The following is a 20,414-nucleotide window of genomic DNA, read 5'->3' as shown; positions in this document are numbered from 1 at the left end:
TTTTCAACCCATAGTAATCGCTCGTTTAACTTAGTCAAAAACACTAACTATTGGTGATAAACCCTATTGTTATAACGGCCAAACAATCAGCAGTTAGATTTTAGAGCCTATACTCTAACGTTTAACCTCTTTATACTGCCGCTTTTACATTCAACAGGGTATGTATATGTTTCGAAAAACTGCCGTGTCTCTCGCCGTTATCTGCAGCCTTTGTGGTGTGTCGGCGCACGCTGAAGGCTATAAATTATTTGAACAATCTGTCAGTAGCATAGGTAATGCCTATGCCGGCCGTGGCGCTCAGGTTACTGATGCCAGCCTGGTGTATTCCAACCCTGCCGCCCTAACCGAACTGGACGGTGCACAATTGTCCGGCGGCTTAAACCTTATCAGCGCAAAAACCAATTACCGTAACGCAACAGCACAAAGCGCTAACGGCCAGTCGGTAGTTGGTCGCAGTGAAGGCGCAAATAGTTTGAATGAGCTGGTACCTTTTGTGTTTTACGCCAATAAAATGTCAGAAAAATTAAGCTGGGGTATCGGTTTTTATGTGCCGTTCGGCTTGTCGTCAGATTACAACGACGATTTTGTTGGCCGTTACTTTGCAGATGAAACCGCAGTACAAGTATTAAGCTTGCAGCCTGCACTGGCGTACAAGCTAAATGACAAGTGGTCGCTAGGCGCCGGTATCTCGTTAAACCATGCTGAAGGTACCCTATCAAAATTTAAAGATCACAGTGGTTTATGTGAGCTAGGCGAAGCTACTACCAATGCCATGTTTGGCATGCCGGTATACAACGATGCCTACTGCAACAGCCACTACGAAGTTGAAGGTGATGATATTGCCTTTGGTTATACCTTAGGTATTCATGGCGAACCGGTAAAAGGTACGCGGCTGGCATTAACCTGGCACTCGGCAGTACGTTACACGCTAAAAGGCGATTCTATTATTACCAATACGCCTATTACCGGCGCTAATGTAGCCGGTAACCCAAATTTTGCTGTAGTAGCACCTAACCTGCCGGCAATTGATTTACGCAGCGGCAAACTGGCCGCCAATGACCGTTTAGTAGAAGCCAGCCAACTAGATTTAACTACGCCGGCCAGCGCCGCGTTTAGTTTGGATCAACAGATTACAACAGCATTATCAGTACAATTCAGTGCCGCCTGGACTCAATGGAGCGAGTTTCAAAGCATTGATATTGTAAGCAATGACATCAACCCAAGCATTTCTTTAAATACACAATTGCCCCCCAACCTGAACAGTGAAGGTTACATTGGTTATATTCCGGAATACTGGCAAAACAGCTGGTCATTCGCACTTGGTACGACCTATGTATACCAAGCTGATTTAACATTAAAAGCCGGTGTGGCCTATGACGAAAACCCGATTGGCCAAAGCCATAAAACTGCCCGCATCCCCACCGATCACCGGGTCTGGTTAACGGTAGGTGCCAACTGGCAATTAAGTAACACATTAAGTCTGGACTTCGCCTACGGCTATCTGTTTACCGGCGATATCAGCGTGAATGAGCGTGAATACAATGTGCAAGATCAGCCGCTTTACAACAGTGGTTTTCAGGGCCAATACAGTAATAAAGGCCAGCTGTTAGCCATACAGGCTAATTACAGCTTCTAAACCCGCTTGAGGATAAAACGCAAAAGGCGATCCGGAGATCGCCTTTTTCATACGTGCTAAAACTTAATGCACCAGCTTTAGCTTGTAGCCAGATGGCGCAGCATCATCTTGTTCTGCCAGCAACATGTAATGTTTACCTGGTTCCAACATCATACTAGCGGTTTTATCCAGTAAAGTGGTGCTGCCATTTTCCGCTACATGCACCAATGAAATAGCATAGTAGTCTTTTGGCAGATTCAAGCTTTGTTGTTTTTTAAACGCCAGGTTTTTAACACTGTAACGCGCATTCGAAATAGTCTCGTTCTGACGCACAAAGTAAAAGTGCAGTTTGTCAAAATCGGCCGCCAGGTTAGCCACGCTGATATCATGGGCCTTTAACTGCGGTGCATCAGCTTCAGCAATGCTTAAGGCTTCAACTTGCTGCTGCTCATTCGCATAAACAAGTACAGCTTTGCTATCGCCAGCCACCAGACTTAACAGGGCGCTGTTTAGTAATAACTGATCATCTGCTGTACGCAGAGACAAGCTGTAATCACCTTTGTTTAACGGCAAATAGTTGCTAAAACCGCTCGGCGCCAGTGTTGTAAGCTGCTGATTATCAATCTCAACGTTAACAGGTTGCGCCAAGCTGTTATACAAGCGGAATTGTGCTTGAGCATCAGCATGGTCATAAGCGGTGACCGTAGACGAATTCAATACCACATCGACTGACAATTGCTCGGCGATAGGGCCGTGTTTGTCGCGCACAATCAGTACATAGTGGTTGGCATAAGCAAAATTAACGCTGTTGGCCACAAACAGCGGTGTGGTTGTGCCCGCGGCGGTAAGATACAGATTAAACTTACCAATGTCTTTTGCAGCGCTAATTGAGCTTATTTCCTGAAACGCTAACGCATCTAATAGCTCGGCATCGGCAAAGCCTTTATTCTCAGCGCTCATATAAACATCCAGCTGAGGATTTTCGGCTGATAAATTAGCCAGATGCAACTTGAACTGATTTTCCAGGCCATCATCGCGGGTAAAACTCAAGCTAAGATAATCCAGCTGGTCTTCTTGCTGTGTCAGAATAAACAGGGTTTTCTTCCCTTCTGCCAGTGCCATATCTTCGGTTAATAAGTCTTCGGCCGTTACCACGTCAGTTAATTCCAGGCTATAACTGTCTGGCTTTATCGCCACCAGCGCACTGACATCACCGTACACAGCAGTACCAATTGCAATATCACCGGCTTTTAATGACGTATTGCCACTATTTGCTGCACCGTTATAAAACTGCAAATACGTTTCTGCTGTTGCACTGCTATTGCTGCTACTACCGCCACAGCCCGCTAAGATTAAAATACTGCTAAGTGCGAGCAGGGGTGCTAAATAAACTGGTTTCATCTGAAAATTCCTGAGGATAAAAAGACCGGCTCAGAGTACGGACTAACCGCAGCTTTAGCTATGGCAGTTTACTATTAAAAACAGTTGGTTACGCTTAGTTACAAAGGTTACAGTATTTCTGGACCGGCCCAACCTACTACCAGCTACCCCATCACGATAAGCTGTACAGACAGATTCAGTTACGCCGCAGATTCTGCTACACTCTGCGCGCCTTTTCTCAGCCTCAGAAGAAGTGAAGATGACTCTTGCAACTCAGGTTTTGGCAGTCAATGACGACTTGCCAATTCGTACAGATTTACCGGTCCACTCCGGCAAAGTGCGCAGCGTTTATTGGTTAACCACGGCAGACAGCGCCAGGCTTATCCGCGAGAAAAACTACCCGGTTGCCGCCGATACGCCGCTGGCCATTATGGTTATTAGCGATCGTATCTCCGCCTTCGACTGCATTTGGCATGGTGAAAACAACTTAAACGGCGTGCCGGGCAAAGGTGCGGCGTTAAATGCAATTTCCAACCACTGGTTCTCATTGTTTAAACAACATGGGTTGGCTGACAGCCATATTCTGGATATCCCGCACCCGCTGGTGTGGATAGTACAAAAAGCCCGGCCAGTTAAAATTGAGGCCATTGCCCGCCAATATATTACCGGTTCAATGTGGCGCGCTTACAGCAAAGGTGAGCGGGAGTTTTGCGGTATTACCCTTCCGGAAGGGCTGCAAAAAGACCAAAAGCTGCCTCAGATTTTAATTACGCCCTCAACCAAAGGTATTCTGAGCGGATTAGACGGCGTACCGGAAGCCGATGATGTGAATATTTCCCGTGCTGATATCGAACGTCACAGCGCTGCCTTTGGTTTTGAGCAAGTATCAGATATCGATTTATACGAAAAGCTTTTAAAACAAGGCTTCGGCGTAATCAGCGATGCGCTGGCCAAACTGGACCAGATGTTTGTCGATACCAAATTTGAGTTTGGCTACGTTAAAGATGCCACAGGCCAAAGCAAACTGATTTATATGGATGAAGTTGGCACACCAGACAGTTCACGTATTTGGGATGGCGAAAGCTGGCGCAGTGGCAAGATTGTCGAGCAGTCAAAAGAAGGCTTTAGGCAATGGCTGCTAAATAATTTCCCCGAGCCGGATATTCTGCTAAATAAAGATCGCATGTCAGAGCGCGCGGCCTTAGCACGTGACAACGCCCTGCCCACACAAGTAATGCTGGATATCTCCCGCACCTATTTGGGTATAGCGGAAAAAGTTATTGGTAAAAAGATTGAGCTGTCGGCCAACCCGAAAGAGGAAATTATTGCCGTGCTGGATAAGCACTACGGCTTAATTAACCACTAAGAGCTCAATACTCAATACTCAACACTCAACAGAGCCCGCATCGCGGGCTTTGTTATTGTTGGTTGTCATTTATTAAGCGTTATAGTAGCCATCTATACATATTGCTTTTTTTCTTCTAGGTTAGTAACTTATTAGTTTTATCGTTGAGGATTAACTTTGAGAAATAATGACTCGTTTCCCTCTCTGCTATATGCAACACTGGGTAGTAAATGTCGGGTAAGTAAAATTCTTGATTACTTCAGATTCAGATACAGTATACAAACGGAAATTTTCATAAACTCCCTTGGTGCAAGAATGTATAATTTTGCTATTGACTTAAACGGCGATTGGGGGGATGAGCTAAATGATGTTGATTACAGGTTTGAATTAGATCCTGAGCCTAGAGAAGGAAGAAGCGATTTTTGGACCATAGAAGATTTCTTCTCAAAGATGAAAAAACATTTCAATTTCATTGAGGAAAACGACGAAAGCCAAAAATACAGTCGGCTTGAATGCTCTGGAACAATAAAAAATATAAGCGAGATAGCCAAAGTTATTTTCATGGCAAATGAAAATAACTCATCAAACAATAGAAACACTTGGCTAATTGAAATAAGAGTTTATTTCGATTCAGAAAAATGCAGTGATAGCTCGTATTTTTATCTCCCCAAATTATACCACGAATTCCTTGAAAGCTTTTTTAAGCAGGGAGAGCACGAAATATGAAAAATATTTTAAAAACAATAAGTTACCCGACATACTTTATAATATACACTACATTTTTTCTTATTTTGTCATTTTTATTTTTTTTATACATTTCAGACGGGCATTTATTTCCATTAATTGGATTGCATTCAGATAAATGGTCTTTTGTATCAGATGTTTCAACTGCTACGCTTGGTATTGCTGTGGCGGTCGGTGGAGCATTTACAGCTATGGTCATTGCAGATAGGGCTCTGAGTATAGAGAGCAGAAACACATTCTCTAAGCTAGAGCAGACTGTAGATACTTTAGTCAAAAATGAATTAGAGAGCGTTTTATCTTTCAAGAAAAATACTGAAGAACTAATTAGCTTGTCTACAAATTTAGTAAATTTTATTGAAAAGAGTAAAGCTTTTGAGAAGTGTTTTTATCAGATTAAGTCTAACTTCGAACCCATCAATACATACTCTGAGACTGATACACTCGAATACAAGTCATTCCTAAACTTTATGGAATCAGAAGAGGGTAAAATTTTTTCTGAAGAGTTTTCAAGTTATATTTTAGAGATCTCAGAAGTCATGAAAATAATCTCTAATATACTGCCGAGTGTCATATCTTCAGAATTTAATAAAAGCTTCTTCTGCAAATCAAATATAGATAAATCAGAATTTATTAATGTCATATCTGTTTTCAAAATTAAATCAGAGCAGCTTAAATTTTTGTTTTCTTCAGGCCGACATAGCAACTTCAACAATGCGTTATCCTGCATTTTTAATATGGTTGATAATTTTCATCATAAAAAGATATCACTACTAAAATTTGAACCCTTTAACAATGGATCTAAATTTGAAAAACAAATAATCAGCTCAGGAAAAACTCTGTCATTTTTATCATCTGTAGATCTAATTTGTTTTTCTTCTGCCATATTAAACGACTTTGAGAAAGAGCCACATATTTTAAGTGAACTTGAAATTATCTCTGAACTATATAATCACCTTTCTGATAAAGTTGATCCGATTGAAGTCAGAGACTTATATTTAAAAGGGGTTGTTCAACTCTATGGAAATTTACTCTCACGTCAAGAGCTTACTTCTCTGATCGACAAAGCTATAGAAAAATACCATACAGAACTGACATACTTCTGCAAATACTCAAAAGAAATTTTGACATTTTTCAATGATAAAAATATAAAAGCTCTGATTAAACCAGAGCGTGGTCAGTATTTGTCTTATTGGCTAAACGATAATTCAGCAATTTCAGAACTCTTTGAATTAAGAATGAAAAATTAAACGCCATTAATAAAGAAAATATGGTAAGACCTGCTTTAAATTTGTATTTTTAATAGCTTTAGGCAGCACTGGAGAACAGCAGTTTTATGTCATCTGGATATAACGACTCTCTCTCGATCAAGGCGTCAGCAATGTTTTTCAGTAACGCCTTGTTCTGCTGAAGCATTTGCGCTGCTGTTTGTTGTCCTTCATTTAACCAGTATCTAATTCTGCATTCTGCGAGTTGCTGTAGATCAGAAGATATCATACGATTATCCAGTTCTTTAATATTTAACTGTCCAAATTCCGGATCCAAACCAAGCTCGCATACGGCGAAAATTGCATAGCGTGTAGCAGTTCTGATATCTCCAGATGCCCCAGCCGACACATCATAATCACTGCTTTGCAAGCGCTCTGCCTCACGGCCAGCCATAGCGACGGCGATTTGAGCTCTTATCTCACTTGCAGTCATAGACCCCTGAGTTTCATCACGCATAAGGGAAACAAAGCCCAAGCTTTTATTGCGAGGTTCGATGGTTGCAAAATTGATGGAGTGATGGGGCAGTAACAGTTTCGAGAGCAGTAAATGTCCAGCTTCATGCCAGGCCGTTTGAATTTTTGACTGCTCTGAATAGCTGCTGGTTGGTTTGGCACTACCATAAAGTACATTAGCAATAGCCTGCCGCATCAGTTTGTAGTCAATAGAACGGTTGTCTGTTTGGCGTTCTGTCGAAGCACAATACAGATAATCACGAAAAATTTTATCCATTTGCGCACCACTCATGCCTATTGTCATGTCGGCGAAGCTGATGACTTCACTTTGGCTAAGCTGCAAATTATATTTCTTGGCTAGAATAGTTAAAAAATCACGCCGTGCTGCTTTATCAGGTAAGTCGCAGTATACGACTTCATCTAACCGACCAGCCCGTAAAACTGCAGGATCTAATGCTTCAGGAAAGTTAGTTGCAGCCAATACAAACACTGGCTCAGCTCTTTTTTGGATGCCATCTAAATGGGTAAGTAATGTATTGACTGCATTGTTGCCACTGATATCACCTGCTTTTCTAGCTGATGCGATAGTGTCAATTTCATCGATAAAAACAATACAAGGCGCAATATCTGCAGCTTCTTTAAACGCCTGGTCAATTTTGCTTGCCGTGCCATTTTGTAAGCTGCTAATTAAATCTCCAACACTTAAGCTGATAAATGGCAAGTCACATTCGCCAGCCAACGCTTTTGCAAGCATAGTTTTTCCTGTTCCTGGTGGTCCAGCAAGCAACATTCCTGCAGGAAAGGCCACATTCTGACTCGACAGTAAGTCGGGATTTTTTAACCAGTTAACTACTCTTTCAAGCTGCAACTTTGCTCTTTGCAGGCCAACAACATCTTTCAACCGAATATCTGGTCGTTCGCGCAAAAGACCAACCACACCGTTTTCTGCCCGGTTGACAGAAATGAGCGGTTTGAAAACTGCCTGATCAATGCTTAACGTAACCGCATCCTCTGCAAGTTCGCTCACATTTAACTGGTAATTAAAAGCGTGCTGCTTTTGCTTAGCTCTTCTTACTATTCGATCAGTAGCTAATAACAGTGATAAATAAGATACCGTATTTTTCAGCTGGTCTGGCCGAATATGCAATGAGATATCATCATACTGCTCTTCAGCACAAGAATTAGTAGATATAACAACGAGTGGCAGAGTTTTGAAATAGCGCTGCACAAGAGTTAACTGTGCTTTAATTTCTGCTGGTGATAAGGTCGCTTCATTAACCACGACTGCATCAACTTTATTCGAATAAACAGGCCTTTGATCGAAATTTAGAGAACCCTCAAAATTAAAATTATAATTTGGTAATTGAGAGTGCAAAAATGCTGTGGAATCGTCTCTTTGACCAATACACACAATCAGGCCTGTCTTAACTCCAAAGCTAAAACAACTGGGGCAAGTGGTAATTTTAAGCTTATTTATTTTTGCTAAATTACAACTCGATTCTGGCAATCCGAAAAGCTTTTGTTTGGCTTCTGACAACATAGATGTTACCTGGGCCTTGAAGCCCCGCACAGAAGGCGATGGTAGTTGCCTAAATACCATGGCGGCGGCAAAACTAGTATCGAGCTGATAGTCAAGAATACCGCCGTCATCGGCATCCAATGCTTTAACTTGCGCAGAAGCGACTTCTAATAAGCTCGACGTGCTCAGGTGCCTGAATCTTATAGCAGCACCGGCGCTTAAACGGTTAACGAACTCTGGTGATAACGGTACAGTATTGGTGTTAGGTAGTTTTGCCTGCCGAAGAACCTGAAAAACATCCAACTCACCTATATGTTCAGCTTTGTCAAAAGTTGTATGGCCTAAGTTCGAGGTAAAAATAACAATACATTGTGAAAAATCGACGATGCGCTGGGTAGATTCGTCTCTTAGCTTTCCCGAATCGATTAGTGTTAGCAGTGTTTGTAAAACATTCGGGTGTGCTTTTTCGATTTCATCAAACAAGATAACACTTCGAGGTGCCAGAGCAACATTATAAGTTAAGGTTCCGGCAGAAGTATCTGTATATTGAATACCCGCACCAACCAGCGATGAAGCTGCGCGCTCATCACTGAAGTTTTCCATGTTATAAACAATAAAATTGTATCCGGTTTGTTCAATAGTGCGAAGTGCGTTCGAGTACCGTAAAGCTAAATGCGTTTTACCTACGCCACTTGGTCCAACAAAAGTAAAGATACTTTTCAAGCCTTTACCAGATTTAAACTTAGACCACATGTCAGCATTAATGATTTGTCTGAGAGCTTCCGGTTGGCCTTTTACCTGCTCTTTTAAATATGCATTCAATCGATTGCTGGTAACACGAACATCCTCAAGAGATTGTACAGTATTTATCTCAAAAAACTCTTTTAGAATAGCTGAGCTTTTCAACGACTTCAGACCAAACCACAAGAGCTCCATTAATTGTGGCGTGTCATTTATCAATGGCATGCTTTCTATTAAATCTTCGATATACTTCACCAGCTTTGAAGTTATATCTGTCTTAAATTCAAGAATATGCCGAAAAAAATGAATTGTATTACTGGTGTCTCGCTTTTCATAAGACCTGAATGAGACAATACCAGGAAGCTGATCAAATAGATGATAAATTTTCTCTGGGAAAAGCAGAGAGTAAGAGGTTCTTTTAACATTTTTTGCCCACAGCTCACTCAAGGCTGAGCTGGAAAAAACAGCTGCAAGCAAATCCTGATGACTAATTGGATCATTGCCGTGAAAGTTTGATAGTTGCTTATCTACACTTCCCAATAACATTTGACGGCCAAAGTAGGTTAGGCAAAGTTGCTCTACCAGCACATCAAACAGTTCATCTTTAGGTTTTTGAAATTGATAAATTACGGTGTTGTGAGCATTGTCAGAAGTTGTTTCTGCACTATCATTTTCTGTCATAAGAAGCTCCTCAAGAAAGTTTTCTTCAAATTCATCATCAAAAAAATTTAAAGATTCTGTTTGCTCTGGACCTGCCACTAAACCCTCAACTCGTCGAGTGAAGCCATCAAAATCAAATATTCGGCTGAAACCAAAATAAGGGTCAACAACACAAAGCTTGTCATTTGAGGTTATTTTCTCTAGGAATTGAGTCGGTTCAGAATTTAGAAATGACAACAAGTTGTCTATTAGCGCAGGTAACGAGAGCTGTCCTGGATGTGGTGAAAAATCAAATCTGGGTTGAGGATGTTTATTTAAAAAAAAGAACCTTAACGCAGTAATTGCCAAGCTAATCTCAGAGGTAGTGTTTTTTCCAAGTATTTCTTGCCAGACTTTTAGCTTACACCAGACAGGATGCAAACGTATCAGGTTTTCAACGCTGGTATCTGCCCCTATCCGCGTAACCTTTACATCCTCTGCAAAAATACATGCTTTAAATCCTAGCGCAGAAGTCTGATCCCCCTCAATTTTAATATAGGCAGTTGAGCAATCAATATCGCCTTTTTGCGCTACACAATCCAAACACACTATCTGCAACAGCGGTTCAAACACGTCTAACTTTACGAGCATTTCAACGTTGAAGCTGGTATTGACACATTCGTATGTAACAAATCCAAAAACGGCGTTGTAAAATTCTACTCTGTCGCTTTCACGAACAAATGGAAGGTATATCAATAGTTTGTTCCAGCAACTACGAAAATCGATTTACCCGATTAAATTGCTTTTACCCAAAAAAAGCAATTATTATTTTAGGAAAACAATAGCTTAAAAATCATTCACATTACTTCACAAATTTTTAGTCATAAAGTATTTCGCGCCGCCGGCAAACGGATAATCCTGCTGCACCCACTCTACGCGGTAACCATGGCGCTGATAAAACGGTTTAGCCTGAAACTCCAGCGTATCCAATACCACAAAACGGCAGCCTCGCGCCTTGGCTATGGCTTCTGCCTCTGCCAGCATGGCACTGCCGATGCCTTTGCCGCGCTCAGTCTCGGCCAGCCAAAACGACTCTAAATAAAACCAGTTACCAAAAGTACGCCCGGCCAATGCCGCCACCAGCTCACCGGCCGCATTTAATTGCTTAAGCCCCAGCGCCTGGCGCTTACTGGCATTCCAGTGCTGCGCATTGAACTCGGCGATGTTCTGTTTTGCCTGTTCGGCAAATTCGGCGCTGGTGTCACTAATAAATTTGCTCATGGCTATTGGATATAATCTGCTTTAGTTGCGGCATAGCATACCAGAGCCAAGCGGCATTATTGATGGAATAAGCGCAGTGAATTATGCGCTAACCGCTAAAACAACGCCCGCCGACAAAAGCGCGGATAGTATTTGATAGTCTATGTTTAAGCGCATCCGGGCCAAAATCTGTCATGTCGTTATGCCTGGCATCCACAAGCCGAACGATACAAGCAGTAAACTGCCGCAATTCTGTTTCGCTGTATAACACAGCGTCATCGGCAGGGAAATCACTGCCACGAATTGACAATACAGATACCGTTTCAAGCCGAGGCAGTGGCACACGGCGATGATCCAGCGTGATCAACTGCGTTGCAGCCCCCGCTGCACTGTTAATGTACCAGGTCGAAATATCGCCTCCGTTGGAATGCCCCACCAGGGTTATGTCGGCAAAATTATAGCCTGGCAGCCTCGGTTGCAACTGAGTACGAACAAACTCAAGGCTAGTGGCACCACGCTGCCAGTTTTCGCTGCGGGCTTTATACAAATCACCACTCACCGCCAACGGCGGATCGCCCGGCAGCTCGTGCTGCACTGCCACTACCAGATAACCTGCAGCATTTAACGTGTTGCTGATAAACGAGTAGTTGTCATACGGCACGCCATAGCCGGAACTTAACAACGCCACCGGGCAAGGGCTTTCGCCGCTACACGCCAACCTGTCCTGCGGGTAACTGATGTGAATGGGAATATCGCGCTGCGTTTGTGTATCATGAAGCACACGGTATTCAGCCGCGCTCGCAAGTTGCGCAGTAAATATGATTGTCAGCAGAACTAAATATTTCAATTGAACATTCCAAATGTACTGCAACGACTTTACTGATGATACTTGCGGATAACCGCAACCTTGCCATTCTCCATTTCCAGTACTTCCATCATGATCTGGCTGTAAGAAATGGCTTGCTTGTGCTGCGGATGAATTCCTTTGGCGCTGTTGCTGTAGCGAATAGCAATAGCCGTCTGGTTAAAGGTAAACACATCCAGCAGCTCTGCTTTATGTTCGGTGTGGGCGCCCAAATAAAACGTCATGCCCTTTCGCATCGCTTGTTTGCCATCAGGCTGGCGCGAATCGTCGGTAACATAAGGTAAATGCGAATGACCGATATCATCGGTTAAAAGTGCCAGGTAGTTTTCCAGATCTTGTGTTGTCGCATCAGGCGCCTGGGTCGCCACCATCGCCTTAAAATACTGCTGTGCAAAAGCATTTAAATCTATTTCTGTCTCCGTTGATGAGGCCGATAGCGACAAAAAAATTGCAACAGCAGAAAGTAACTTATGTTTCATTGCAAACTCCATTTATTATTTCACGCTCGCACGTTTTAAACACCCAAACTAAAAATCCAAATTAATTTGAGTCTATGCTGCTATCTAAATGTAAATCAACCATTTTTATCGTGTATCCGCCTTTGATACTACAAATAACAAAGACCGCAATTGCGGCCTTTGGTTGGCAGAAAAGTAATGTTTTAATCCGCTTTACAACTTATCCAACTCTACATCACCGCTTACTGTGCTTAGCTCTATGCTACCATCGCCACCGCCTAAGGTGAATTGCAGGCTACGGGCCGGGCCGTATTTGGCTTTAGTGGCTTTGTCACTGCTGAGTTTATTGTCAATGCTGCCACCGGCCGAGGCTTTAATATCAAACCGGGCGTTAACATTAGTGTCCAGCTTAAGCTCGATATCACCGCTTACGCTGCTACCGCTGATGCGCGGGCTAGCTGAATTAGCCAATTCGGCTTCAATTTCGCCGTTTACTGTACTCAGTTTAAGGCGCTGCGTGCCGCTCATTTTCAATTTGGCATCACCGTTTACTGTGCTAACACTGATTTCTTCTGCGCTGGTTCTGGCTTCAATTTCGCCATTTACCACGCTGTAATCTATACGTCCAGATGAGCCGACATCGGTAATTTCACCGTTTACCGAACTTAGTTCAATTTGGCCACTGTTGTCTTTGCTGCCTATTTCACCATTTACAGTATTTAACTGTACCAATGTTGACAGATTGGCCGCCGCAATTTTGCCATTCACGGTGCTTATTTTACTGCCGCCGCTAATGCCGCTCAGGCTTACGTCACTGTTTACACCTTTAAACTCCAAGGTGCTGCCGATGGGCACTTCAACACGTAAATCAGCTCCGTTGGATTTCTCATTACCACGATAATTAACCTGGCGTGGCATAGTCATTTCAAAGCGGGTAAAACCGTCTTTTGAATCCAGCGTATAGCCGGTAGCCTTTTCATCCAGTTTGCCAACAATTTTAAACTGGTTGCCGTCAACGGCTTTAATGGTTACTTCTCCGCTCATGACTTCGAGGTAAATTTTCTCGTTTGCCGTTACGTTGCGGCTTTCATCGACGGTTTCCTGCGCATCGGCCCAGGCCAATTGGCTGGCGGCCAGTAATACTAATGCTGCCAGGCCGGTAAACCGGGTTTTGGTTGCTGTTTGCATGCGACTCTCCTAACTGATTGTTAAAGGTTGTTGCAGTGTGGCTTGTTGAATAAAGCTAAGCTGCTGTTGATATAAGTTTTGCAGCTGCGCTAACAGCTGCGGTTCATCCGGATAAAACTGTAAGGCCTGGCGCACTTGAGCAATGGCCTGGTCCCAAATCTGTAGTTGCTGCTGCCAATTATCAAAACCTTCGGCGACAGCGGCAACCTGGCTTAATTGCTGCGCTTTTTGTTGCTCGTATACCTGCAGCAACATCAGCTCAGCCGTCGGCATGGCCGCTGAGCGCTGCGCCGACGTGGGTAAAATAGTCAGTTGCCAGCCAATTACACCCATTAACACCGCAGCTGCGGCACTGGCCCAATAGCCTAAAGGAGTTTTAACCGCTGCCCGTGCCGGTAACCGGTCGGCGATATCCGGCCACAGCTCACGCTCTGGCATCAGGTCGCGGTTTAAATTTCGGATAGCATTATCTAATTGCTGTTCATTCATCAGCTAACCACTCCTGTAACAGTTGTCTGGCGCGGTGATACTGCGCTTTTGACGTACCTTCTGCGATACCCAGCAATGCAGCAATTTCCTGGTGCTGATAGCCTTCCAGGGCAAACAGAACAAATACAGCTCGCGCTTGTGCTGGCAAGCGCTGAATGGCTTGCTCCAGCGGCGCCTCATTACTGCTGCAGGCCACGCTTTGCTCTGCTAACTCCAACTCGTCACTGCTATCGGTCAGGCGCAGATATTTTTCTGTGCGCCAGATATCTATTGCCGTGCGGGTAGCTATGCTGTGCAGCCAGGTAGCAAAACTGCTGTCACCACGAAACGCCGGCAACTGCTGCCACACTTTTATAAACACATCCTGGCTGGCATCTTCAGCCTTTTGCCGGTTGGCCAGCAAGCGCCAGCAAATAGCATATACCCGGCCGATAAACTGCTGATACAAGCTGTGAAACGCCTGCTTATCGCCGTTTTTTGCCGCCGCGATTGCCTGCGCAAGCTCCGTTGCCATAAACGTCCTTTGGACCAGATTAATGATGTATTGTCAGGTTAGTCGTTAGGGTAAAACGAAAGGTTTAAACGATGTAGAATTTTTTTAGCCACATTGGTGCCAAAGAAAACCGGGAGCCAGGCTCCCGCCACTAAATAGTGCTAAATAATCCAGGAAGGAAGGTGTAGCGCGAAGCAGTATGGCCGGGCTCCGTGTCAGTTGTGTTACCAGCAGAAGATGTTTTTGTGAAAGTGACGGCAGTTCGGTTACTATACGGCTCTTTGATATTAAAGTGTTTATATGAGTAGCACGCCTTCACATCGCCTGGCGAAATACATTGCAATGTGTGGCCATTGCTCGCGCCGTGCAGCACAACGCTTAATTACTCAGGGCCGGGTTAACATTAATGGCGCACCGGCAAAGCACACAGATGCGGTAACAAGCGCCGAATTAATTACTATTGATAATACCGTGCTATTGCCACCCACCACAGCATGCTACCTGGCATACCATAAACCTGTGGGCATAAATTGTAATAACCGGCCGCACGACAACGCCAGTATTTATCAGTTGTTAAAGCAACTACCACAGCGCCTGTTTGCGGTTGGCCGCTTGGATAAAGACTCCAGTGGTTTATTGCTGCTAACAAATGATGGAGCCTTGGGTCAACGGTTGCTGCACCCAGATCAGCAGCACAGCAAAACCTATGTGGTCTGCACTGACCGCAGCATCTCGCCCGCGTTTTTGCAACACATGGCCACTGGCGTTAGCTGGCAACTGGGCTTAAAGCGCTTTCAGTCACTGCCCTGCCAGATATGGCAAAGCGGCACACAGCAGTTTCATATAGTGCTAACGCAGGGCCTGCACCGGCAAATTCGCTACATGTGCAAAGCATTAGGTTATCGGGTTGTTAGTTTGCAGCGCATAGCCATTGGTGCTTTTGCCCTGGCTGAATTGGCCGTAGGCGACTACCGGCCATTGTCCGACACCGAGGTAGCAAGCCTACTTCAACCGGCTGCGCTGCCACAGCCAGACACATAGCAGCAGTGTAACGCCGTACATCAGCAAGGCACCGATGACAATGCCGTTCCAGCCTAGCCAATGCCAGAAGGGTTGCAAATAAATACCACCGCTGCTGGCGCCAACATAGTAAAACACCAGATAAAGCGCGCTGGCACTGGCTTTAGCGCGGCTAGCACACTGATTAACCCAACTACTGGCCAGCGAATGCGTTAAGAAAAAACCAAAGGCATTGATAAAAAAACCCGCGACAATAAGCAAAAGACTGGAACCGAGTGTAACCAAGGTGCCAAGCATCAAAATAACCACACCCAATGCCATACCCAATGGCACGGGCAGTTTCAGTGCTACCTTACCCGATATAGCCGAACCCACTGTGCCGGTAAAATAGGTAACAAACAGCAGGCCAATCCAGAAACTAGACAAATTATACGGTGCATCGGATAACAAAAAGGCAATATAGGTGTACTGATTTAAAAAGATAAAAAAGTTAAGCCCACCAATTAAATACGTAAGCAACAGCACTGGCTGACGCAAATGAAACAGGTTGTCAGCTAAGGCCTGGCGCAGCCGGAAAGGTTTAGCAACAAAACCATTCGCCGCTGGCAAATAACGCCAAACCAAGTAACAGCAAAGTATTCCCAGCACGGCAACAGGCCAGAATACCCATTGCCAGTGCCCAATATCCGCCAGCGCACCCGCCATTAAACGTCCGCTAATTCCACCCAGTGAATTTGCACTGATATAAAACCCCACCGCCGCAACCAGCGCCGGTTTGCTGTACTCTTCGCCCATGTAAGCAATGGCGACTGCTGGCAAACCGCCAAGAAAAAGCCCTTGCAGTGCCCTTAAGCATACCAACGCGGCGAAGCTTTCTACCTGAGTTAAGGCTAGCGTCGTCAGCGTCATGCCTACTAAGGTGAGTAACAGCAATTTTTTCCGGCCCCAGGCATCAGACAATGCTGCATAAACCAGTAGCGACAAGCCCAGGGCTAACGTGCCTACACTATAGGCCCAATTGGTTTGCAGTGGCGTTAGCATAAATTCACGGCTAAGCACCGGCAATAACGGCTGTAATAAATGTAGGTTGGCAAACACCACCACAGCGGCTAAACACAAGGCAAAACTGCTGCGGTAAAATGCCGGGCTTTTATATTCGATCACAGCGACAGATCCGCTTTGATAAGTGCGGCTAGTATAAAGCTATTTTGCTAGACAAACGAGCCAGCACCCCATAGACAATAAAGATTAAAGTTTCACCCGTTACTGCCGTTAACCTGCTACAGGCTATACTATGGTTAATTTCTTCAGGAGCGGCATCATGGCCATTACGTCCAATAACAACGCCTCAGCAATGGGCGTTAGCAGGCAAAATCCCAATGCAGTTAAAACAGAAGACAACCGCGAGATAAAAGATGTCGCTGCACAGGCTAAGAGAACGCAAAATACCGCGATATTAAAAGCCAATGAACAAGTGTCATTGCGCAGCAATAACGACTCGTTAAGCCTACTTTACAAAACCGCGCTGGAAGGTATCAATGCAGAGCTAGAACCGGTTCTGGGCGAAAATGCCAGCCAAAAAATCTATGACTCAGGAATTGATACCTCACCCGAGGCTACGGCAGAACGTATAATAGCTTTTGCCACCGCATTCTATAGTCGCTATAAAGAGCTATCTGGCGCTGAATCTGAAGAAAAAACCCTTGATAACTTTTTAGCAGTGATAACTCCAGGCATCGACAAGGGCTTTACGGATGCCAAAGACATTCTTAAAGGCTTAAAGGTGTACGAAGGTGACGTTGAGACGGGTGTAGACAGCACTTACGACATGGTGATGCAAGGTCTGGCAAGTTTTCGCGAGAAAATGCTAGAGCTGGCAGCGAAGCAACAAGAGGATACGCCACCCGCTGATACTGAAACTAAGCCGGTATAACCGGCTTTCACCCACACCGCGCCAGTATCAGGTGATATGTGCACCTTCTGGCGCAGTCAGCCGGGTAACCAGCAGCTGGTCTATCTTGTAACTGTCAATATCAACCACTTCAAACTTATAACCACCATGCAGCGCAAAGTCGGTGCGCTTCGGAATTTTTCGCAAGGTATACATCATAAAACCCGCAATGGTTTCGTAACTTTCCGGGTTAGGAAAACTGTCAATATCCAGCACTCGCATCACATCTTGTAGCGGTGTTAACCCCTCGACCAGCCAGGAGTTGGCGTCGCGTGCGACAATTTGCTCTTCTTCCGAGCTTACCAGTTCACCCATCACAATACTCATCACGTCTTTTAGCGTAATAATGCCAACCACCAACGCATATTCGTTCATGATGATGGCAAAATCGACCCCGGCAGATTTAAAGTGCTCCAGCACCTCATACAACGACAAGGTATCAGGGATAATTAGCGGCGAGCGCACTATGCCCTCTTTTTTCAGCGAAATGGGCTGGTCGTGTAGCACCTGCAATAGAATATCGCGGGTATCGACATAACCGACTACTTTATCCAGCACACCATCTACTACCAGAAACTTGGCATGCGGGTGCTCGGCCAGTTTGGTTTTAATATTGTCTTGTGACTCGTTCAGAGTAAAAAAGATTAAACTCTCCCGCGCCGTCATAGCCGAGGTTACAGTGCGCGACTCCATATCAAACACGTTTTCCAGCAGTTGATGCTCATGCTCTTGCAGCACCCCGGCCTGGGCCCCCGCTTCCATCATGGCAATAATATCCTCTGGCGTAATGTCGTCTTTGCGCATGGTGGGAACGTTAAACAGGCTAAAAAATAAATTAGCCAAGCCATTGAACAGCCAAACAAACGGCTTTAACAGCATAATTAAAAACAACATCGGACTTACCACTTTGGTGGCAATTTTTTCCGGCGCTATCATTGCCAGTCGTTTTGGCATTAAATCGGCAAACAGAATAAACAGCGAGGTGACAAAAAACACCGACAAGGCAAAACCCGCACTGGGCACCCAACTGCCGTCTGACATTAACTGCAACAACGAGGTAAAGTATGGCGTGAATGCCGACTCACCTAAGATACCGCCTAAGATTGCCACCGCATTTAAGCCAATTTGAACTATGGTAAAAAAGTTACCCGGATGTTCCTGCAGTGCCAGCACTTTTTCGGCATTAACATTGCCCTCAGTTGCCATCAGCCTTAAACGCATTTTTCTCGACGCGGCCAGGGCTATTTCCGAAATAGAAAAAAACGCACTACTGGCGACCAGTAATAACATTAGTATCAAATATTCCAGCGTAGACATCTGCTCTCCTGCAACGGGCGACATGCCCGCAATTTTTATTGTGCCTAGTATAGCCCTGTTCGATGACTAAACTTGCTAAGCGGCTGAAAATAATCACTGAAATTTATTTCGCTTTTGTACCAATATGCAAAAGTCACACTATACTTTCAGCGTTATTAAATAGCGCCCGGGAGGGCTTATGAAAAAACTATTAGTTCCTGTACTAACCTTGTTATTAAGTAACGCTGCAATGGCTGATGATCAAATGGTAGCCAGCATTTGCGAATACTTAAAAGACGATAATCGTAATCAACTACGTAAAATGTTAACGGAAAACCGGGTTAACGTGCGTAATATTTATGACAGCATTAAATGCAATAACGAAAATATGCTGCAGTTTGCCATCAGAAGCGACGCTTACGAGTCAGGCACTTTTATAGTAAAACAAATGCCATCAAAAACCCTGGCGGAATTTGATTATGCCGGTTGGGCAACCAGCAATGGTTTTGAAGCCTCACCATTGGTCAACGAAATACGTACCCGCATCGGCGAGTAACGATTCTGTTTAAAGCGTCTTTTATGGCGCTTTAAACAATATCACACTTTCATTTGATACATATCAAGCACGTAATGCTGATCTACTGTACATTTATTAACCTATAGGGCTAATACGGTGTCAGTCATGAATTCATTTGGTCGTGCCGCGCTGGATAGCAATAATTCAGAACCCGACATCGCGTTAAACCAGGTACTAAGCATTGTCTTGGCTGGTGGTGCAGGCAAGCGGCTGCAACCGCTCACCTTAAAGCATGCCAAACCTGCGCTACCTCTCGTGCGCCATCGGCGCATTATTGATTTTGTTTTAAGCAATTTATGGCACTCCGGCTTCCACCGACTAATGCTGTTAACGCAATATAAACCCGACAGTTTGCAGCAACATCTCTACAAACTATGGCAACCTCGTTTTGCACAAAAAGGTAGCTTTTCGTTGTATCAGGCGCCAGAGCAGGCTTGCCAGGGTACGGCAGGTGCCGTGATGTCTCAGCTGAGCCATATTCGCGATCAATGTCCACAGGTGGTGGCAATACTCAGTGCCGACCATGTATATAAAATGGATTACCGGCAAATGCTGGCGTTTCATCTGCAGCAACACTCTGCACTTACTGTGTCAGCTGTTTCGGTACCCGTAGCATTGGCGCATCATTTTGGTATTTTTGCTGTCGACAGTGATTTCCGTGTCTGTGGTTTTTCTGAAAAACCACAGAGCAACGTAGCGGAAATACCTGGCCGGCCGGGTTTTGCACTGGCGTCTATGGGAAACTATCTGTTTAATGCGGCTAGCTTGTATCAGGCTTTAGTCAACCGGGATCCGGCCAACAGTTGTGACTTTGGTCACGATATTTTACCGACGCTTTTTGCCCGGCAACAAGCCAGTGTTTACGATTTTAACCAAAACCAACTACCAGGTTCACAAAGCTTGCCACACTATTGGCGCGATGTCGGCACGCTAGCGGCATACTACCACAGTAAACTGGATGTACTGCAGCATCCAGACTGGCTAGACGGCCCCGAACAACCATGGCCGATTTTGGCCAGCAGCCATAGTACATTGCTGGGTCCGGCCAATCTCACGCCGGTACAACGCTTACCATTACAAAACCATCATCCACTTTACTGTTAAACGTTGGCAACA

18 protein-coding genes are annotated in these 20,414 nt (G+C 44.7%); 8 read left to right on the top strand and 10 right to left on the bottom strand.

Annotated features, from left to right (window positions below):
- Positions 1 to 166: 166 nt before the first annotated feature.
- On the top strand, positions 167 to 1,636 hold the full coding sequence (locus tag I4W93_RS02600) for an OmpP1/FadL family transporter (protein WP_205309988.1): 1,470 nt from the start codon (positions 167 to 169) through the stop codon (positions 1,634 to 1,636).
- A gap of 63 nt (positions 1,637 to 1,699) precedes the next feature.
- Here I4W93_RS02600 and I4W93_RS02595 read toward each other — a convergent pair whose 3' ends face one another.
- On the bottom strand, positions 1,700 to 3,016 hold the full coding sequence (locus I4W93_RS02595) for a DUF4397 domain-containing protein (protein ID WP_205309989.1): 1,317 nt from the start codon (positions 3,014 to 3,016) through the stop codon (positions 1,700 to 1,702).
- Positions 3,017 to 3,254: 238 nt separating this feature from the next.
- Here I4W93_RS02595 and I4W93_RS02590 point away from each other — a divergent pair, with 238 nt between their 5' ends.
- The 3 genes from I4W93_RS02590 to I4W93_RS02580 all read left to right on the top strand — a co-directional run bounded on the left by I4W93_RS02590 (position 3,255) and on the right by I4W93_RS02580 (position 6,331).
- Complete coding sequence (locus I4W93_RS02590; protein ID WP_205309990.1) at positions 3,255 to 4,361, top strand: phosphoribosylaminoimidazolesuccinocarboxamide synthase; 1,107 nt, start codon at positions 3,255 to 3,257, stop codon at positions 4,359 to 4,361.
- Positions 4,362 to 4,517: 156 nt separating this feature from the next.
- On the top strand, positions 4,518 to 5,066 hold the full coding sequence (locus I4W93_RS02585; protein WP_205309991.1) for a hypothetical protein: 549 nt from the start codon (positions 4,518 to 4,520) through the stop codon (positions 5,064 to 5,066).
- Positions 5,063 to 6,331 carry a hypothetical protein gene (locus tag I4W93_RS02580; protein WP_205309992.1) on the top strand — a complete coding sequence of 423 codons (1,269 nt, stop codon included), beginning with the start codon at positions 5,063 to 5,065 and terminating at the stop codon, positions 6,329 to 6,331. Before I4W93_RS02585 ends, I4W93_RS02580 begins: the two co-directional genes overlap by 4 nt.
- 58 nt (positions 6,332 to 6,389) lie before the next feature.
- Here I4W93_RS02580 and I4W93_RS02575 read toward each other — a convergent pair whose 3' ends face one another.
- From I4W93_RS02575 to I4W93_RS02545, 7 genes are all read right to left on the bottom strand, one after another.
- On the bottom strand, positions 6,390 to 10,457 hold the full coding sequence (locus tag I4W93_RS02575; RefSeq protein ID WP_205309993.1) for an AAA family ATPase: 4,068 nt from the start codon (positions 10,455 to 10,457) through the stop codon (positions 6,390 to 6,392).
- Between the two features lie 111 nt (positions 10,458 to 10,568).
- The gene (locus tag I4W93_RS02570) at positions 10,569 to 10,982 is read right to left on the bottom strand and encodes a GNAT family N-acetyltransferase (RefSeq protein ID WP_205309994.1); all 414 of its coding nucleotides are present in this window, start codon (positions 10,980 to 10,982) and stop codon (positions 10,569 to 10,571) included.
- Between the two features lie 88 nt (positions 10,983 to 11,070).
- Entirely contained in the window at positions 11,071 to 11,808 is a 738-nt protein-coding gene (locus I4W93_RS02565) for an alpha/beta hydrolase (RefSeq protein WP_224673222.1), read from the bottom strand.
- Between the two features lie 29 nt (positions 11,809 to 11,837).
- Positions 11,838 to 12,305 carry a nuclear transport factor 2-like protein gene (locus I4W93_RS02560; RefSeq protein WP_205309996.1) on the bottom strand — a complete coding sequence of 156 codons (468 nt, stop codon included), beginning with the start codon at positions 12,303 to 12,305 and terminating at the stop codon, positions 11,838 to 11,840.
- A 192-nt stretch (positions 12,306 to 12,497) separates the two neighbouring features.
- Positions 12,498 to 13,472: a DUF4097 family beta strand repeat-containing protein gene (locus I4W93_RS02555; protein WP_205309997.1), complete on the bottom strand. Its 975-nt coding sequence runs from the start codon at positions 13,470 to 13,472 to the stop codon at positions 12,498 to 12,500.
- A 9-nt stretch (positions 13,473 to 13,481) separates the two neighbouring features.
- Positions 13,482 to 13,961 (bottom strand): hypothetical protein, encoded by a 480-nt coding sequence (locus I4W93_RS02550; RefSeq protein WP_205309998.1) that lies wholly within the window; start codon positions 13,959 to 13,961, stop codon positions 13,482 to 13,484.
- On the bottom strand, positions 13,954 to 14,475 hold the full coding sequence (locus I4W93_RS02545; RefSeq protein ID WP_205309999.1) for an RNA polymerase sigma factor: 522 nt from the start codon (positions 14,473 to 14,475) through the stop codon (positions 13,954 to 13,956). Before I4W93_RS02545 ends, I4W93_RS02550 begins: the two co-directional genes overlap by 8 nt.
- A gap of 279 nt (positions 14,476 to 14,754) precedes the next feature.
- Between I4W93_RS02545 and I4W93_RS02540 the strand changes: the two genes are divergently transcribed.
- Positions 14,755 to 15,495 carry a pseudouridine synthase gene (locus I4W93_RS02540; RefSeq protein WP_205310000.1) on the top strand — a complete coding sequence of 247 codons (741 nt, stop codon included), beginning with the start codon at positions 14,755 to 14,757 and terminating at the stop codon, positions 15,493 to 15,495.
- On the opposite strand, the gene I4W93_RS02535 is transcribed toward I4W93_RS02540, so the two are convergent.
- Positions 15,457 to 16,638: an MFS transporter gene (locus I4W93_RS02535; RefSeq protein ID WP_205310001.1), complete on the bottom strand. Its 1,182-nt coding sequence runs from the start codon at positions 16,636 to 16,638 to the stop codon at positions 15,457 to 15,459. The two genes, I4W93_RS02540 and I4W93_RS02535, sit on opposite strands and share 39 nt — an antisense overlap.
- A gap of 157 nt (positions 16,639 to 16,795) precedes the next feature.
- Between I4W93_RS02535 and I4W93_RS02530 the strand changes: the two genes are divergently transcribed.
- Complete coding sequence (locus I4W93_RS02530; RefSeq protein WP_205310002.1) at positions 16,796 to 17,407, top strand: DUF5610 domain-containing protein; 612 nt, start codon at positions 16,796 to 16,798, stop codon at positions 17,405 to 17,407.
- Between the two features lie 27 nt (positions 17,408 to 17,434).
- Here the strand turns inward: I4W93_RS02530 and paeA are convergent, their stop codons facing one another.
- The gene (gene paeA, locus I4W93_RS02525; protein WP_205310003.1) at positions 17,435 to 18,742 is read right to left on the bottom strand and encodes a polyamine export protein PaeA; all 1,308 of its coding nucleotides are present in this window, start codon (positions 18,740 to 18,742) and stop codon (positions 17,435 to 17,437) included.
- 178 nt (positions 18,743 to 18,920) lie between these two features.
- Here paeA and I4W93_RS02520 point away from each other — a divergent pair, with 178 nt between their 5' ends.
- Together I4W93_RS02520 and I4W93_RS02515 are read left to right on the top strand one after the other, a co-directional pair.
- Positions 18,921 to 19,277, top strand: coding sequence for a DUF3718 domain-containing protein (locus I4W93_RS02520; protein ID WP_205310004.1), 357 nt, complete (start codon positions 18,921 to 18,923; stop codon positions 19,275 to 19,277).
- A 126-nt stretch (positions 19,278 to 19,403) separates the two neighbouring features.
- Complete coding sequence (locus I4W93_RS02515) at positions 19,404 to 20,402, top strand: sugar phosphate nucleotidyltransferase (protein WP_205310005.1); 999 nt, start codon at positions 19,404 to 19,406, stop codon at positions 20,400 to 20,402.
- Positions 20,403 to 20,414: the final 12 nt, after the last annotated feature.

The sequence above is a fragment of the Rheinheimera maricola genome, from assembly GCF_016918075.2.
Classification (GTDB): domain Bacteria; phylum Pseudomonadota; class Gammaproteobacteria; order Enterobacterales; family Alteromonadaceae; genus Alishewanella; species Alishewanella maricola_A.
This window is presented reverse-complemented; position numbering and strand designations above follow the sequence as displayed.

Bases quoted from the DNA above. Each gene is read 5' to 3' on its own strand.
- I4W93_RS02540 (WP_205310000.1), top strand. From the start codon at position 14,755: ATGAGTAGCACGCCTTCACATCGCCTGGCGAAATACATTGCAATGTGT.
- I4W93_RS02530 (WP_205310002.1), top strand. From the start codon at position 16,796: ATGGCCATTACGTCCAATAACAACGCCTCAGCAATGGGCGTTAGCAGG.
- I4W93_RS02515 (WP_205310005.1), top strand. From the start codon at position 19,404: ATGAATTCATTTGGTCGTGCCGCGCTGGATAGCAATAATTCAGAACCC.
- I4W93_RS02595 (WP_205309989.1), bottom strand. From the start codon at position 3,016: ATGAAACCAGTTTATTTAGCACCCCTGCTCGCACTTAGCAGTATTTTA.
- I4W93_RS02560 (WP_205309996.1), bottom strand. From the start codon at position 12,305: ATGAAACATAAGTTACTTTCTGCTGTTGCAATTTTTTTGTCGCTATCG.
- I4W93_RS02590 (WP_205309990.1), top strand. From the start codon at position 3,255: ATGACTCTTGCAACTCAGGTTTTGGCAGTCAATGACGACTTGCCAATT.
- I4W93_RS02580 (WP_205309992.1), top strand. From the start codon at position 5,063: ATGAAAAATATTTTAAAAACAATAAGTTACCCGACATACTTTATAATA.
- I4W93_RS02520 (WP_205310004.1), top strand. From the start codon at position 18,921: ATGAAAAAACTATTAGTTCCTGTACTAACCTTGTTATTAAGTAACGCT.
- I4W93_RS02570 (WP_205309994.1), bottom strand. From the start codon at position 10,982: ATGAGCAAATTTATTAGTGACACCAGCGCCGAATTTGCCGAACAGGCA.
- I4W93_RS02555 (WP_205309997.1), bottom strand. From the start codon at position 13,472: ATGCAAACAGCAACCAAAACCCGGTTTACCGGCCTGGCAGCATTAGTA.
- I4W93_RS02600 (WP_205309988.1), top strand. From the start codon at position 167: ATGTTTCGAAAAACTGCCGTGTCTCTCGCCGTTATCTGCAGCCTTTGT.
- I4W93_RS02545 (WP_205309999.1), bottom strand. From the start codon at position 14,475: ATGGCAACGGAGCTTGCGCAGGCAATCGCGGCGGCAAAAAACGGCGAT.
- I4W93_RS02550 (WP_205309998.1), bottom strand. From the start codon at position 13,961: ATGAATGAACAGCAATTAGATAATGCTATCCGAAATTTAAACCGCGAC.
- paeA (WP_205310003.1), bottom strand. From the start codon at position 18,742: ATGTCTACGCTGGAATATTTGATACTAATGTTATTACTGGTCGCCAGT.